Source organism: Photobacterium sp. 270122K, assembly GCF_059941365.1.
This window is the reverse complement of sequence record NZ_JBPOEN010000011.1, coordinates 43,475-57,498: the sequence shown is the minus strand read 5'-3', so window position 1 is coordinate 57,498 and position 14,024 is coordinate 43,475. Positions and strand designations below refer to the sequence as shown.

General features: G+C 50.7%; 11 protein-coding genes and 1 other annotated feature. Of the genes, 5 read left to right on the top strand and 6 right to left on the bottom strand.

Annotation, left to right across the window (positions count from 1 at the left end):
- Position 1 precedes the first annotated feature (1 nt).
- Positions 2 to 2,461, bottom strand: coding sequence for a bifunctional aspartate kinase/homoserine dehydrogenase I (thrA, locus tag ACSF8W_RS18570; protein ID WP_500848650.1), 2,460 nt, complete (start codon positions 2,459 to 2,461; stop codon positions 2 to 4).
- 66 nt (positions 2,462 to 2,527) lie between these two features.
- Positions 2,528 to 2,644, bottom strand: a sequence feature (Thr leader region).
- A 242-nt stretch (positions 2,645 to 2,886) separates the two neighbouring features.
- Here thrA and aceK point away from each other — a divergent pair.
- Positions 2,887 to 4,599 (top strand): bifunctional isocitrate dehydrogenase kinase/phosphatase, encoded by a 1,713-nt coding sequence (gene aceK / locus ACSF8W_RS18565; protein ID WP_500848649.1) that lies wholly within the window; start codon positions 2,887 to 2,889, stop codon positions 4,597 to 4,599.
- 193 nt (positions 4,600 to 4,792) lie between these two features.
- A complete protein-coding gene (locus ACSF8W_RS18560; protein WP_500848648.1) occupies positions 4,793 to 5,251 on the top strand; it encodes a hypothetical protein in 459 nt (152 codons plus the stop codon).
- A gap of 12 nt (positions 5,252 to 5,263) precedes the next feature.
- Here ACSF8W_RS18560 and ACSF8W_RS18555 read toward each other — a convergent pair whose 3' ends face one another.
- Positions 5,264 to 5,755, bottom strand: a complete 492-nt coding sequence (locus tag ACSF8W_RS18555; RefSeq protein WP_500848758.1) for a putative 4-hydroxy-4-methyl-2-oxoglutarate aldolase — start codon at positions 5,753 to 5,755, stop codon at positions 5,264 to 5,266.
- 138 nt (positions 5,756 to 5,893) lie between these two features.
- Here ACSF8W_RS18555 and ACSF8W_RS18550 point away from each other — a divergent pair, with 138 nt between their 5' ends.
- Together ACSF8W_RS18550 and arcA are read left to right on the top strand one after the other, a co-directional pair.
- Positions 5,894 to 6,019, top strand: a complete 126-nt coding sequence (locus ACSF8W_RS18550) for a hypothetical protein (protein ID WP_500848647.1) — start codon at positions 5,894 to 5,896, stop codon at positions 6,017 to 6,019.
- A gap of 479 nt (positions 6,020 to 6,498) precedes the next feature.
- On the top strand, positions 6,499 to 7,218 hold the full coding sequence (gene arcA, locus ACSF8W_RS18545; RefSeq protein WP_047874498.1) for a two-component system response regulator ArcA: 720 nt from the start codon (positions 6,499 to 6,501) through the stop codon (positions 7,216 to 7,218).
- Positions 7,219 to 7,338: 120 nt separating this feature from the next.
- On the opposite strand, the gene ACSF8W_RS18540 is transcribed toward arcA, so the two are convergent.
- From ACSF8W_RS18540 to mnmL, 4 genes are all read right to left on the bottom strand, one after another.
- Entirely contained in the window at positions 7,339 to 7,923 is a 585-nt protein-coding gene (locus ACSF8W_RS18540; protein ID WP_500848646.1) for a hypothetical protein, read from the bottom strand.
- A complete protein-coding gene (gene arcB, locus ACSF8W_RS18535) occupies positions 7,923 to 10,292 on the bottom strand; it encodes an aerobic respiration two-component sensor histidine kinase ArcB (RefSeq protein WP_500848645.1) in 2,370 nt (789 codons plus the stop codon). Before arcB ends, ACSF8W_RS18540 begins: the two co-directional genes overlap by 1 nt.
- A 154-nt stretch (positions 10,293 to 10,446) precedes the next feature.
- Positions 10,447 to 12,381 (bottom strand): diguanylate cyclase domain-containing protein, encoded by a 1,935-nt coding sequence (locus tag ACSF8W_RS18530; protein WP_500848644.1) that lies wholly within the window; start codon positions 12,379 to 12,381, stop codon positions 10,447 to 10,449.
- Positions 12,382 to 12,480: 99 nt separating this feature from the next.
- Positions 12,481 to 13,428, bottom strand: a complete 948-nt coding sequence (mnmL, locus tag ACSF8W_RS18525) for a tRNA modification radical SAM protein MnmL/YtqA (protein ID WP_500848643.1) — start codon at positions 13,426 to 13,428, stop codon at positions 12,481 to 12,483.
- A gap of 86 nt (positions 13,429 to 13,514) precedes the next feature.
- On the opposite strand from mnmL, the gene ACSF8W_RS18520 reads away from it, so the two are divergent.
- Positions 13,515 to 13,694, top strand: coding sequence for a hypothetical protein (locus ACSF8W_RS18520; RefSeq protein WP_500848642.1), 180 nt, complete (start codon positions 13,515 to 13,517; stop codon positions 13,692 to 13,694).
- The last annotated feature ends 330 nt before the right edge of the window (positions 13,695 to 14,024 follow it).

The following is a 14,024-nucleotide window of genomic DNA, read 5'->3' as shown; positions in this document are numbered from 1 at the left end:
CTTACACTCCTAATTTCCAGCCCAGCGTACGCATGAGGTCGGCAAAGACCCCAGCCGCTGTCACTTGTGTCCCGGCACCGTAACCACGCAGTACCAATGGGATCGGCTGGTAATAACGGCTGTAGAAGGCCAACGCATTCTCGCCGTCTTTGATTTTGAACATCGGATCATCGGGGTTAACGGCAGCGATTTTCACCGCACAGTGGCCGTGATCGATTTCACCGACATAACGCAGTACCTTGTTCTCTTTCGCCGCTTCCGCCGACCAATTCGCAAAATACGCATCCGCTTCTGGCAAGCGCGCCATGAAGCTGTCTACTGATCCTTCCGCGTCAAAGCCCGGTGGTAGTGCCGCTTCAACAACGACATCATCCAACTCCAGCGCCAATCCGGCTTCACGCGCCAAAATCAGCAACTTACGTGCCACGTCCATACCAGACAGATCGTCACGCGGATCGGGCTCCGTAAAGCCGTTGTTGCGCGCCACCGTGGTCGCTTCGCTAAAGCTCATGCCTTCGTCCAGTTTGCCGAAGATATAAGACATGGAGCCTGACAAAATGCCCGAGAAACGTTCCAGTTCATCCCCTGCCGCCATCAAGTTTTGCAGGTTTTCAATCACGGGCAAGCCGGCGCCAACCGTGGTGTCATACATGAACTTACGACGCGTCGATCGTGCTGCCTGACGTAACTGTTGGTAATACGCCATGCTCGCCGTATTGGCTTTCTTGTTGGGAGTAATAACGTGGAAACCGGCCGCCAGATAATCGGCATATTGCTCGGCCACGCCTTGATCTGAGGTACAGTCAATGATGACAGGGTTGATGATATGGTTACGTTTCACCAGTTGAAGCATGCTGGCCAAACTGACCGGCGCTTTCGCTTCACCCATCAGATCACGCCAGTTATCCAGCGCCACCCCTTTGCTGTCGAGCAGCATACCCTTGCTGTTGGCCAGGCCACACACGCGGATCACAATGCCATTTTCAGCCAGCTTTGGTTGCTGACGGCGGATTTGCTCCACCAGCTCAGCACCGACGCCACCGACACCAATCACAAAGACATCCAATGTGTGCTGGCTGTTAAACAGGTTCTCGTGACACGCTTTAACTGACTCCGAAACTTTCTCGTCCGGGATCACGGCAGAAATCGCACGCTCTGACGAGCCCTGTGCAATCGCCACCACGTTCACATCCACTTCTGCCAACGAGGTAAAGAAGCGTGACGCGACGCCGCGCGAAGTACGCATGCCGTCACCGACCAAGGTCACGATGGCCACGTTATCCATAAACTCAACCGGCTCAAGCAGGCCTTCTTTCAGTTCAAGTTCAAAATTGTTTTTCAGTGCTTGCTGCGCACGGAGTTTGTCGGCACTTTCGATACAGAAACTGATGCTGTATTCCGACGACGACTGCGTGATCAATACAATCGACACGCCCGCCGAGGACATCGCCCCAAACACACGGGCAGCCATGCCGACCATGCCTTTCATGCCCGGGCCGGACACGTTCACCATGGTCAAATCTTTTAAGGTCGTGATGCCTTTGATGTCGAGCTGATCTTCACCGGTATCCATACCGATCAGCGTGCCGGCCCCTTGTGGGCTAAAGCTGTTTTTGATCAGGCAAGGAATGTGGAATTGCGCAATCGGCGCGATAGTTTTCGGGTGAAGGACAGACGCACCAAAGTAAGACAGCTCCATCGCTTCTTGGTAGCTCAAGGATTTCAGTAAGCGAGCATCCGGCACTAGACGAGGATCACAACTGTATACACCATCCACATCGGTCCAAATCTCACAGCATTCCGCACGCAAACACGCGGCCAAGACGGCAGCCGAGTAATCCGAACCGTTACGACCCAGTGTCACCAACTCGCCTTTTTCGTTACCCGCAGTAAAGCCCGGCATGATGTGCACATGGCCTTCCGCTAATGGCTTGTCACGGAAATGTTGGGTAGAGGCTTCAATGTCGACATGGGCTTCCAAATAGTCGCCGCTGGCTGCCAAGTACGCCACCGGATCAATCAGGCTGGCCGCTTGGCCGCGCGCTTGAAGCAAGGATTGCATCGCCACAATTGACAGGCGCTCACCCTTACTGATGATCTTGGCGTACACATTGTCTGGGCACAGGCCCAACAGTTTGATCCCATGGACATACTGTTTAAGCTGACCCAGTGAACTGTCGAGCTTCGCCTCCATCGCCGCAAGATCAAAGTCTGGCTCTAGCGCTTTCAGTCCCAAAAACAGCGACTGAAACGCCACCTCTAAATCTTTCACCTGTAATTCTGCTTCGCCGTGTTGAATGCTATTTTCAATCACAGACACCAGCTTATTGGTGACTTTACCGGGGGCTGATAGCACCACCGATACCGCCCCTTGCTGGGCATTATTTGCAATGATGTCCGCCGCTCTTGCAAAACGGTCGGCATCCGCCAACGATGATCCGCCAAACTTTAATACTCGCATTCCCTACTACTCCCAACGTCCTAATTCCTGTCCCTGTGTCATGCACAGGGCTTTTCAATATTCAGGTAAAAAAAAGCCCACATCGGGGGATGTGGGCTTTTTTCTGCAATTCTTTTGCGTATCAGCCCACCCCAGCAACCATGGTGCCGGTAATAATAATGATGGTGGTGGTTGTGCTGATTACGTTGTACATAATTGTCCTGAAGCGTCGTAATAACCTGTCTGTCTCTACGTTTACCGGAATCCCATTGGCGAGTCAACCATCAATTTTTTCCGTATCGCACATTAAACCACCGCGCGCGGTAAGGTTTGTGTTCAAAAAAGCACCAAAGAACGGATAAATTTACGCAAGGGTGGGCATCCAATGCTATCACTATCCTTAGGATGATCGCGGCGGGACAATAAGGCAGAACAGGGGGTGCTGAATGGCTGCAGCAATGGAACAACTCGTTGCCCATACGATATTACAAGGTTTTGATGCCATGTATGGCCGCTTCTTGGATGTCACGGGAGGGGCACAGGAACGCTTTGAATCGCAAGACTGGCCCGCCGTTCAACAAGCGCTGAAAAACCGCATCTCTTTCTATGATCACCATGTCGGGTTAGTAACCCGGCAGATCACCATCATGCTCGGTCATCGCTATGCCAACCACTCGTTCCTGATGGCGGTAAAAAATGCGTACGAAGATCTACTGCTGGATTACCCGCGCTTTGAAATAGCGGAAAGTTTCTTTAACTCCGTCTATTGCCGCATCTTCGACCATCGCCATATTAATCGCGATAAGTTGTTTGTTCACAGCTCGCAAGCCGGCCGCATTCCGTCTTACCCCACCGCACTCACGCGGCTCTACAATACCGGTGCTGGCCTGCCCACCTTGATTGAACGGGTACTGGATGACACACCGTTCAGTTTACCGTGGGAAGATAAAGCACGAGACATTCATGCCATCAGCCAACATTTGGCATCTGACTGGCAGGAAGCCTCCTCGCCCCCTGTCATTGAAATGATCCGCGAGCCCTTTTTCCGTAACAAGGCCGCGTATCTGATCGGCCGTATTCGCTTTAATGATCACGCCAGTATTCCCCTCGTATTACCGGTGCTGACGACACCGGCGCGCACCTTGTATATCGATGCCTGCCTGTGTAATGTCGATGATGTCAGCATTCTGTTTGGCTTTGCTCGCTCCTATTTCATGGTATATGCCCCAGCACCTGCGGCCTTGGTGCGCTTTCTGGGAGAGCTAATCCCCAACAAAACCAAAGCCGAACTCTACACCGCGATCGGTTGCCAAAAACACGGTAAAACCGAGCTGTACCGCGAATTTCTCCATCATCTTGAGCACTCCGAAGATAAGTTTGTGCTGGCCCCCGGCATCAAAGGCATGGTGATGTCCGTGTTCACCCTGCCCTCTTACGATTTCGTGTTTAAGATCATCAAAGACAAGTTTGCACCACAAAAAGACATCAGCCATGCCGTGGTCAGAGAAAAATACCGTCTCGTCAAAGAGCACGACCGCGTCGGGCGCATGGCCGATACACAGGAATACCGTCAGTTCAGTTTTGATCGCCACCGCTTCAGCGATGAATTACTCGACGAGCTGCTGCTGGTCGCGCCCTCCGCGCTGACCGTGACGGACGAACACGTGATCATCAAACATTTGTACACCGAGCGCCGCATGACGCCCTTCAATATGTATATTGAACACGCCAATGACGACGATCTGCGCCATGCCGTCGACGAGTACGGTAACGCCATCAAACAACTGGCCGCTGCCAATATTTTCCCCGGAGATATGCTGTTTAAAAACTTTGGCGTCACCCGTCACAAACGGGTGGTGTTCTACGATTACGATGAGATCAGCTACATGACGGAAATGCACTTTCGCCATATTCCGCCACCGCGTTATCCGGAAGATGAAATGGCGGCTGAGCCCTGGTACAGCGTGGGGGTGAATGATGTGTTTCCCGAAGAGTTTCGCACTTTTTTGTTGATCAACCCGAAAGTGCGCGCCCTGTTCAATGAACTGCACAGTGATTTGTTTGATCCGGCTTACTGGCAACAGTTGCAGCAAAACATCCAAGACGGCCAATTCGAGGATGTGTTCCCGTATGGCCAGCGCCACCGGTTTGTGCGCTAGGTTTGTACGATAGCTTTACGGGCTAGATTTATACGCTAGCTTTTGCGTCCATGTTTCGCATTATTGCGTGAAGAAAATGGCGTAAGGATCTCATCATGCATATGTGTGCATGTCTTTTTGCGGCAAGTTATCCTAGTATTGTTTTGCTAACTAGAAAGACAAATAAATCATAATCGAACAGGGAAGGTGATCCATGCGCTTGGAGCTAATCACAGCAACCCTGCTAGTAGTGGCATTTCCGACAACTGCAGCAGAACACAGCCTTTTACTCAAAGCTGATGATCCCGCATCATCCGGCTGGTTTCTGTCGTCTCAATCACGTGGCGCCGAGCAATTCGATCTGTGGCAGATAGACAGCGGCTATGCCTATGCCCTTACCGACAATACTGCCCTGTACCTCAGTACGCGCCTCAAAAGTGGCAACGATAAAGAATCAGCCAGCCGAGGGTTACTGTCAGGGGTGAAGTATCACTTTACATCCCGCCTGAGTCTGCAAAGTGCGGTCACCTCTGAAACGCAAGATCGAGACACCACACTCGGGGTGGAAGTGTCGAGCCAATACGAATTTTCTGAGCGTATCAACCTGCATGCCACCATGGACTACGAGGCCATTGAACAAGTCTACCAATTGGGCATCGGCTTTAAGTTTTAAGTTTTAAGCGGCTTATAACACGGACAAATCTAACGGCTGCTGACTAAACACCACCCCATTACGATCGGCGTACAGCATATCGCCCGGGTAGATCAACGTCTCGGCCACCGTTAAGGTCACATTCTCTTCCCCCATTTGCCGTTTCACCGTTTTAATGGGGCACGTACTGAGGGCTTTCACGCCCAGATCCAGTGTGGCAATCGTCCCTACATCACGCACTGCGCCATTCACCACAATGCCTTCCCAACCGTTTTGCTGCGCGAGCAACGCCAATTGATCCCCCAACAAGGCTTTCGTGCTACTGCCATGACCGTCAATGAATAACACCTTGCCTTTACCCGGCCGTGACACAATGTCTCTGACCAAGCTGTTATCTTCAAAACAGCGTAATGTCACCGTTTCGCCAAAAAACACATCGCGTCCCCCGTAACTCTGCAACGACAACGGTAACCACCGGACCTCGTTCTCATAGTGATCGCACAAGTCTGGGGTTAAATCTTTCATCTCCTTGCTCTTATCCATCTCACACCCTTCCTATTGCCAGTCGGCGCATTGCTTCATTAAGTGTAGAAAAACTCCGCTCAATCACCCAATCTTTGTCCCCCCACGCGGCAGGCTCGTCTCCTCAATGACTCAAACGCAATGAAGACAGAATGTTACACCGCGCCAGAACAAACCGCTGAATATTCCGGCTTCATCGCATTTTATCGCTACCAAACAGTCGATATTGTTGCGAAGAACCATGCAGGTCGGCACAAATACTGTTAGAATTGAAAGGCAAGGGTAAACAGGGTGTTACTCATGCTTAATAAGCATCGACGAGGGGCTACACGACAGCGAAAGTTGTTCACAGTTCTGCCGTCACACCTTGGATGCGATGCGTTTTTTTGTAGCGAATGTTACACAAAGTGTGGAATCGTAATACACTTCATCCTGTTTGATATAAATCAACAAAACGCATAATAGCTGCTCCGAAACAATCGCCGAATATTGTTAGAGAGCTGTTAAGTGAATACAATTGCCGCCATCCCATGGAGATTGTAGCCAATGCCCTAGAATAGGGGCTTTTTCAGGATTATACCTTCACGCAATGAAGGTCTGAATAAATGGATGGCGTACCAAACAGGAGAGTTCAATGCGATTTAACCTGCATTTTGATCAAGACTTTTCCTGTATGTGAATTTTTTTATAGAATTTAACGATTCTGCTTTTGATCAGAGTCCGTTTTTTGAACTTAGGTACTGCCAATGCAAACCCCTCACATTCTAATTGTAGAAGACGAGCACGTAACACGTAACACCCTGAAGAGCATCTTTGAAGCTGAAGGTTACACGGTATTTGAAGCCAATGACGGCGCTGAAATGCACCAGATGCTGTCTGAGCATCCTGTGCACTTGGTGATCATGGATATCAACCTACCAGGTAAAAATGGCCTATTGCTAGCCCGCGAACTGCGCGAGCAAGGCGACATGGCACTGATGTTCCTAACAGGTCGTGATAACGAAGTAGATAAGATCCTAGGTCTTGAAATCGGTGCGGATGACTACATCACAAAACCGTTCAACCCTCGTGAACTGACAATCCGTGCACGTAACCTACTGACCCGTGCGATGAACCAAGGCCTACCAACGGAAGACAAGCGTCTGGTTGAGCGTTACGAGTTCAATGGCTGGTCACTCGAAATCAACAGCCGTTCACTGGTTAGCCCAAGCGGTGATCAGTTCAAACTGCCACGCTCTGAGTTCCGTGCCCTGCTTCACTTCTGTGAAAACCCAGGCAAGATCCAGACCCGTGCTGAACTGCTGAAGAAAATGACAGGTCGTGAGCTGAAGCCGCATGACCGTACTGTGGATGTGACCATTCGTCGTATCCGTAAGCACTTTGAATCGGTTGCTGATACCCCAGAGATCATCGCAACGATCCACGGTGAAGGTTACCGCTTTTGTGGTGATCTAGAAGAAGAATAAGCCACTCGCTTATCTGTGAATCGAATAAAGAAGGCGCCCATTGGGCGCCTTCTTTTTTTGTTGTGTTTGTTGTGTTTGTTGTGTCGATTAGCGGCTGTCGTCATTCAGCATTGCAACACGTTAAAACACTTGGCTAATCACGACCTGCTTTTGAATCACGACATGCTCTTGCCCTTGGTACAGCACAGTCACCGCCACATTCACCTGACTGTCAGGTTGCCATTCTGGCCCCCCGCGCAAGGCCACTTCCACGCTTTTGTTTCCGTCATGGCGAATATCCAATTGCTGTTGCACCAACCATTGCTGCTCCCCTTGCTCAAGCAACACCTGCGTGATCGCCACGCCTTTCGGTAGCGCTTGATGATCGGCCGCGAGCAGACGAATCGACGCAAACAATTTACGGGCTGGGTTCGCCCCGTCATCCCCAATCACCGGCATACTGTTCAGCCATAGCTCGGTGCCCAAATGCAGCGGCACCTTTCCGAGCACTATCTGCTCTGGAGATTGCCACATATCGACCGCATGCGGTAACTGCACAGGGGTGGTATCAGCCTCACTGGCAGGCGTTGCAGCCTGCTCAGCCGTTGGCTCTACGACGGGAGACGTCGGCTTTTTCGCCGCGTCACACCCCACCAGCGTCACCAATGCCACGCCACTGATGGCGTAAGCGAATCGCGTCCATCGTTGCTGTCTTCTCTGGCTCATCACGTCCTCTCTTGCTGGGCTAACCATTCTTTGAGTACCCGTAAATCATCTTGGTAGCCATGTTTGATTTCATCGACCCAATCGTTGATGTTTTCCCACCAGGCCGGTAATTCCGGTGATTGCGCTTTCTGCGCGACTTGCTGAATGTGTTTCAAACCTATAGAGCCCGCAGCCCCTTTGATTTTATGCGCTTCAAACTTGATGCCATCCTGATCTTTGGCTGTCATGTTCGAGTCCAAAATGGCGATGTACTCCGGCATCTTTTCTTCAAACATCTTGATGCTGTCATACACCGGTTGTGGCCCGACAATCTCTACGTACGACGTGAGCATCTCGAGATCCAATAAGGTATTGACGATCTCATCGCTAAACGTCACGTCAGCCTCTTGCGGTGCCTCGCTGGTTGGGGTGGATGGCGCATCCTCTAATGAGCACGTCAGCACCAATTCTTGAATCACATTGGTAATGGCTTTCACGCTCAAAGGCTTGCTTAGCGCATCATCCATGCCTTTCGCGAGGTACTCATTCTTATCATTGATCACATTTGCGGTTAACGCGACCAACGGGGGCAGCGTGGCATAGCGTTCACGCAAGGTTTGCGCGATATCAAACCCGGTCATATCCGGCAACTGAATGTCGAGTAACACCAAGTTATAGGCCTCTGGCGTGAACATGGCCAATGCCTCTTCACCGCGCATCGCAACGGTCACCGTGTGACCCAAACTCTCCAGCAAGGCCTTCGCCACCGTGATGTTCAGATCTATGTCTTCCACCATGAAGATGTTCAGCCCCACTTGTGGCGTGACGGGCATTTCATCTTCTTCCTCAGCCTGCGCCACCAAGGGGGCAGTGAAGGTCACGGTAAAGGTACTGCCTTCGCCGACATCAGAACAGGCAGTAATATCCCCGCCCATCATCTGCATTAACTGACGAGAAACCGCCAGGCCGATGCCGGTACCCACAGCATGCAGATTGTCGTTCTCATCTTTCACCTGATAATACATGGCGAAAATCTTGTCGATTTCACTTTGTGGGATCCCCACGCCGCTGTCTTCAACCTCAAACGTAATGTGGGCGTGCGTCTCGTCGTGTTCACACATCACCGACATCACCACACCGCCTTCTTTAGTAAACTTGGTGGCATTGCTGATCAAATTCCACAACACTTGGCGCAAGCGCGTCCCGTCGACCTCAATATGACTCGGCAACGCGGTTAAGCGCTCCAAATCAAACCGCAGTCCCTTTTGCTCCGCCATCAAATGGCAGATATTGCCGACTTCATCGACAAACTCATTGAAGTCGATGGGCTTAGGCATTAATTCCAAACGGCGGCGATCCGACTTATCCATGTCGATAATGTCATTGAAAATATTGCCCAAAGTGATCGCACTGACCAAAATGGTACGCATGTAGCCACGCTGTTCATCGTCTAATGGGCTGTCGAGCAACATGCGGCTCAGGCCAACAATGCCGTTCAGCGGTGTACGCAATTCATGGCTGATCGTCGAGATAAACGCCGTTTTATCTTGGCTGGCTTTCTCTTGCGCATCTTGATATTGCTTGCGCTCGGTAATATCACGGCCAAAGCCCATCAAGCCTAAACGACGGCCATCGCGACCATAAAACGGGACTTTACGCAGTTCAAAAATGGCTTTACGTCCGTCCGGGTACTCCAACCACTGCTCGTAAGTCAGCGGCTCACTGTCTCCAAACACCTGTTGATCGGTTTCGGCAATTTTGCGCGCCACATCTTCACTGTAGACATCCCACGGGGTCAGGCCGACCAACTCTTTTTCCGTCCGGCTGGTCAACTCTTCCATCGCACGGTTACAGCCAGAGAACACGCCTTTTTCATTGCGGTAGTAAATCAAATCCGGTGATGCATCCAAGAAAGATTTGAGCAAGGCACTTTGTGACGCCAGCGCCATCTGGGCTTTTTCACGCTCATACACTTCATTCTCGAGATCCTGCATCGCTTCCTGACGCGCTTCCTCGGCTTTTTCCCGCTCTTCAATTTCCGAATTCAACTGGGTGATATTTTTTTTCAGTTGCTTATTCAGCTGCATATCGCGCGAGCGCATCTCTTCCAGCTTGGTCACTAGTTTGGATAATCGCTGACGCGACTCCTCCAGTTGATCAACCACCACCGATAAAAAGTAGACCGCCCACGGGGTGAACAACAAACCAAAAAACGCTGAGCGAACAATGTCGATGGTATGCACCTCGCCTTGCAAGATCCAGGTGGCGAACACTTGCACCACCACGGCCAAGACAACCAAGGCTAAGGCCAGTAATAAACTAAAGCGAACGATGCCCAACTTGACCAAAAAGTCCACATAATACTGTGCCAGCACTTTGATTTGTTTCATTATTTATTCCTAATCATTATGGCTATATCCATCATAAATGACACACCGTTCAAGCCCAAGCGGCTCACCCGTAATTCCCTGTTAACGGTCACAATTATTATCGCTAACCGCGCGATAACATAAAAAAAGCCTGCATTGCAGGCTTTCCACTCACTCAGCATTCATCGCTGGCTGTCATCGACATACTTCTATTACGCCCGGCGGCTTTTGCACGGTACAGCGCCATATCGGCTCGCTTCACCAGCATGCCGTAATCTTGATGCGGTTGCGGGATTAATGTGGCAATACCCAAGCTGACCGTCAGCTTGTCATCCACATCCGAATACCGGTGTATGATCCCCTTCTCGGCCAACGCGTGATGCAATTTATCGGCAATCAACTCGCCGCCCTCTAGTGGGGTATTCGGCAGCAAAAAGGCAAATTCCTCCCCCCCGTAACGGGCAACTTCATCGGTTTCACGACGGATCACACTGCGCAGCACTTGGGCCACCTCCCGCAGCGCCAGATCACCGTGTTGGTGACCGTAGTTATCATTGAAGGCTTTGAAATAATCGATATCACACAAAATCAAGGTAAGTGGCTGCTGCTCGCGAATATGACCAAACCACATTTTACGCAATTGCTCATCAAAACTGCGGCGGTTGGCCACTTTGGTCAGGCTATCTATGAAGCTTAGCTCTTGCAGCTCCATGATGGCATCCGCTAATTGCTGCTCGGCCATCTTTCGTTCTGTCACGTCACGAGCCATCATAAGCACCCCTTTGGTACCATCAGTGGGATCTTGATACGGGGATTTCAGCACTTCATACCAAATCGGCGTACCGTCTTCGAGGATCACATAGTCATCAGCTTTCACGCTGATCCCATCCTGAATCACCGTTTTGTCGGCCTGACGGGAAAACGCCAACAACTCTGGGTTCAGCACCTCCTGAGCGGTCTTCCCTAATAAGCTCTGTGGTGTGTGGCCCAGTGATTTCGCAAACGCCTCATTACAGCCCACATACACTTCATGTTCGTTATACAGCACAATAGGATCGCGGCTGGCACTCAAAATGGTATCCAACAAGGTATTGCGCTGTGCCAATTCCTGCTCGGTGATCTCGCGCTTTTCAATTTCACTTTTGAGCACTTCTTGCATGTCGTGCCACTCGGTCACATCATGCGACAAACTCAAGGTGCCAATCACTTCCCCGTGATCATCCACCAATAAATTGCGCTTGGTTTCTAACAACCGGCTCGATCCATCCGGTGCGGTTGTCCACGTATGCGAAGGGGCATAACGGCTCTGATCCTGATTACCATCATGATCAATCCCCTCGTCAAAGCGACCGCGCCAAAAACGGTCAAACGCTTTATTCGTGCCCATCAAGGCACCCGATTTATCTTGGTAATACACCAATTCAGACAACGAGTTCAGCACCTGCTGGAAAACCCGTTGATCTTGCTCGAGCTTATCCTGCTCTACATGAATAGGCTTCTCTTTTTCAATGAACAATAACCAACAGCGTTGCCAATGACTGCTCAGCGATTGTCCTGAGATAGACAGCGGCAAACGCTTACCTTGGGCGAGAAAAATTTCATCACTCACATGATGAAATCCATCGGGTTGGGCGGCATAAGGCCGCAAGAAGTCGTACACCGTCGCGGCACTGAGGTGTTCAGGATAGAGGTAACGGCCATTGAGTTTTCGCGCCCCCAATAATTCACGGCACAACGGGTTGCAGTAAATCAATTGGCCGTCTTTCTGGCGAATGATCACCGCGGCGATCGGCATGCGCCGTAATAATCCCTGTAATTGACGAAAGGAACGCACATCAATGTGGTGCAATAGCACCGCCATCAACGCGCCACACATTGCCATCAACACCAGTAAAAAGGCACTCACGAAAACAGGGTTATCGACATAGCCTGCCACATCGGCGGCGCGAGTAACGGGGGATGCAAAACCCAAAAAGCACGCCAACCATCCCCATATAGAGGACGGCACAGAAACGACGGTCATCAGGCGGCGAGACCGTCGCCGCCATGACGTCAACAATGAGCGAAATACGGAACGCAATGGGGCGTGTTCGAGGAGAGAAAAAGGCATAACATGTCATTGAAGCGTAAAATTAGGCGTAATCTACCACATTTTATAAAACAATCACTATGCCGCATCACACGCTGGCATATGGCCTGTCACCCAGCCCTATTTAACGGTTGGCGGACACACCGGTTGATACACAAACGGCGTATTCAATGCGTGACCCTGACCACCTTGTGCATCCAAATTACGGCCAATTTCTGTCATCGCTAACCAGCGATTTTCACACCACATCGGCGCCAATAAGGTCGGACGACGTGCCGTTGCCGATACGCGATGGAAGACGACGTCGGGGGGCGTTAATCGGATCATCTCAGACGCAATCTCGGTGTACGTTTCCAAGCTTAACTCGCTCAAGCGCCCCGCTTTCCATGACAAGCCCATGATACTGCCTTCCACAATGTGCAACGGGTGCAGTTTAATGCCATCCACACCGACAGCCACCGTCCGGCGAATAGTGTCCAAGTTATCCTCTTGCGTTTCTCCTGGCAGCCCGACAATCAGATGGGCACACACTTTCAGTCCCATCGCACGGGCACGTTGGGTAATACGCGCATAACAGTCAAAATCATGCCCACGATTGATACGCTTCAACGTTTTGTCGTTGGCGGTCTGCAAACCTAACTCCAACCAAATCTCATAGCCTTGTTGCTGGTAACCGGCCAAAAGCTCAAGTACCGCATCCGGTACGCAGTCAGGGCGCGTACCGACACACAACCCCACAATGTCAGCCGCCGCCAACGCTTCTTCATACATGGCTTTAAGCGTCTGCACTTCTGCATACGTGCTGGTGTAGGCCTGAAAATACGCCAAATAGCGCTTCGCTCGATTTACTTCCCCTGCGCGTTGCGCCAATTGCTCCGTCACTGGCTTAAACTGCGCCTGCTCATCCGAAAACGACGCCACGTTACAAAAGGTGCAGCCTCCACGGCCAATCGTGCCATCGCGGTTCGGGCAGGTAAATCCACCGTGCAGTGTCAACTTATGCACTTTCTCGCCATAACGACGCTGTAAGTCCTGACCAAAGGTATTTACGAGTTCATGCAATTGCATCTTGTCACCTAGTGAAGTAGAGGGGGGTTCGAAAAGGGTGTCGAAAAAAGCGGCAAAGGTTAGCACCCTTCAAGGGGGCTTTTGTTGTGCAAAAGCAAAAAAAAGGGCACGAAGTGGTAAAAAGTCAGGGGGGAAGACACGAAAGATGGAATGAAAATAAGCAACATACTTCATCTGCCCGTGTTTTGTTCTGCAATCCGCCAAAACCCTGCATTCAGCAAGGCTTTTGCGCCGGATTATTCAAAATGAAAACCGTTATCGAATAATTACCCACCGCACCCGGTGTTTAATTCACCCGCCTGTCCAATTACTGCACGGCAATGGGTATATTTTGTTGGTAATTAATAAATCAAAAATGTAGGATAGTTACAGCTGTGTGCAATTTATGAACAACAATTGTGACTAAATTCCTTATTTATAAAGTGAAATATGTCGCAACCCCTCAAAACTGTAGTGCTTTTGCATACCAGAGCATGAGTGCTACAGAGTTTAGTTTGCTATTGATAGTCAACATCATCCCACAGCAAACCCATCGTTCACTGCCGGACAGGAGTCCGTTGTAGGTCGCTGAACGATGTCATACAGAATTAGGGATA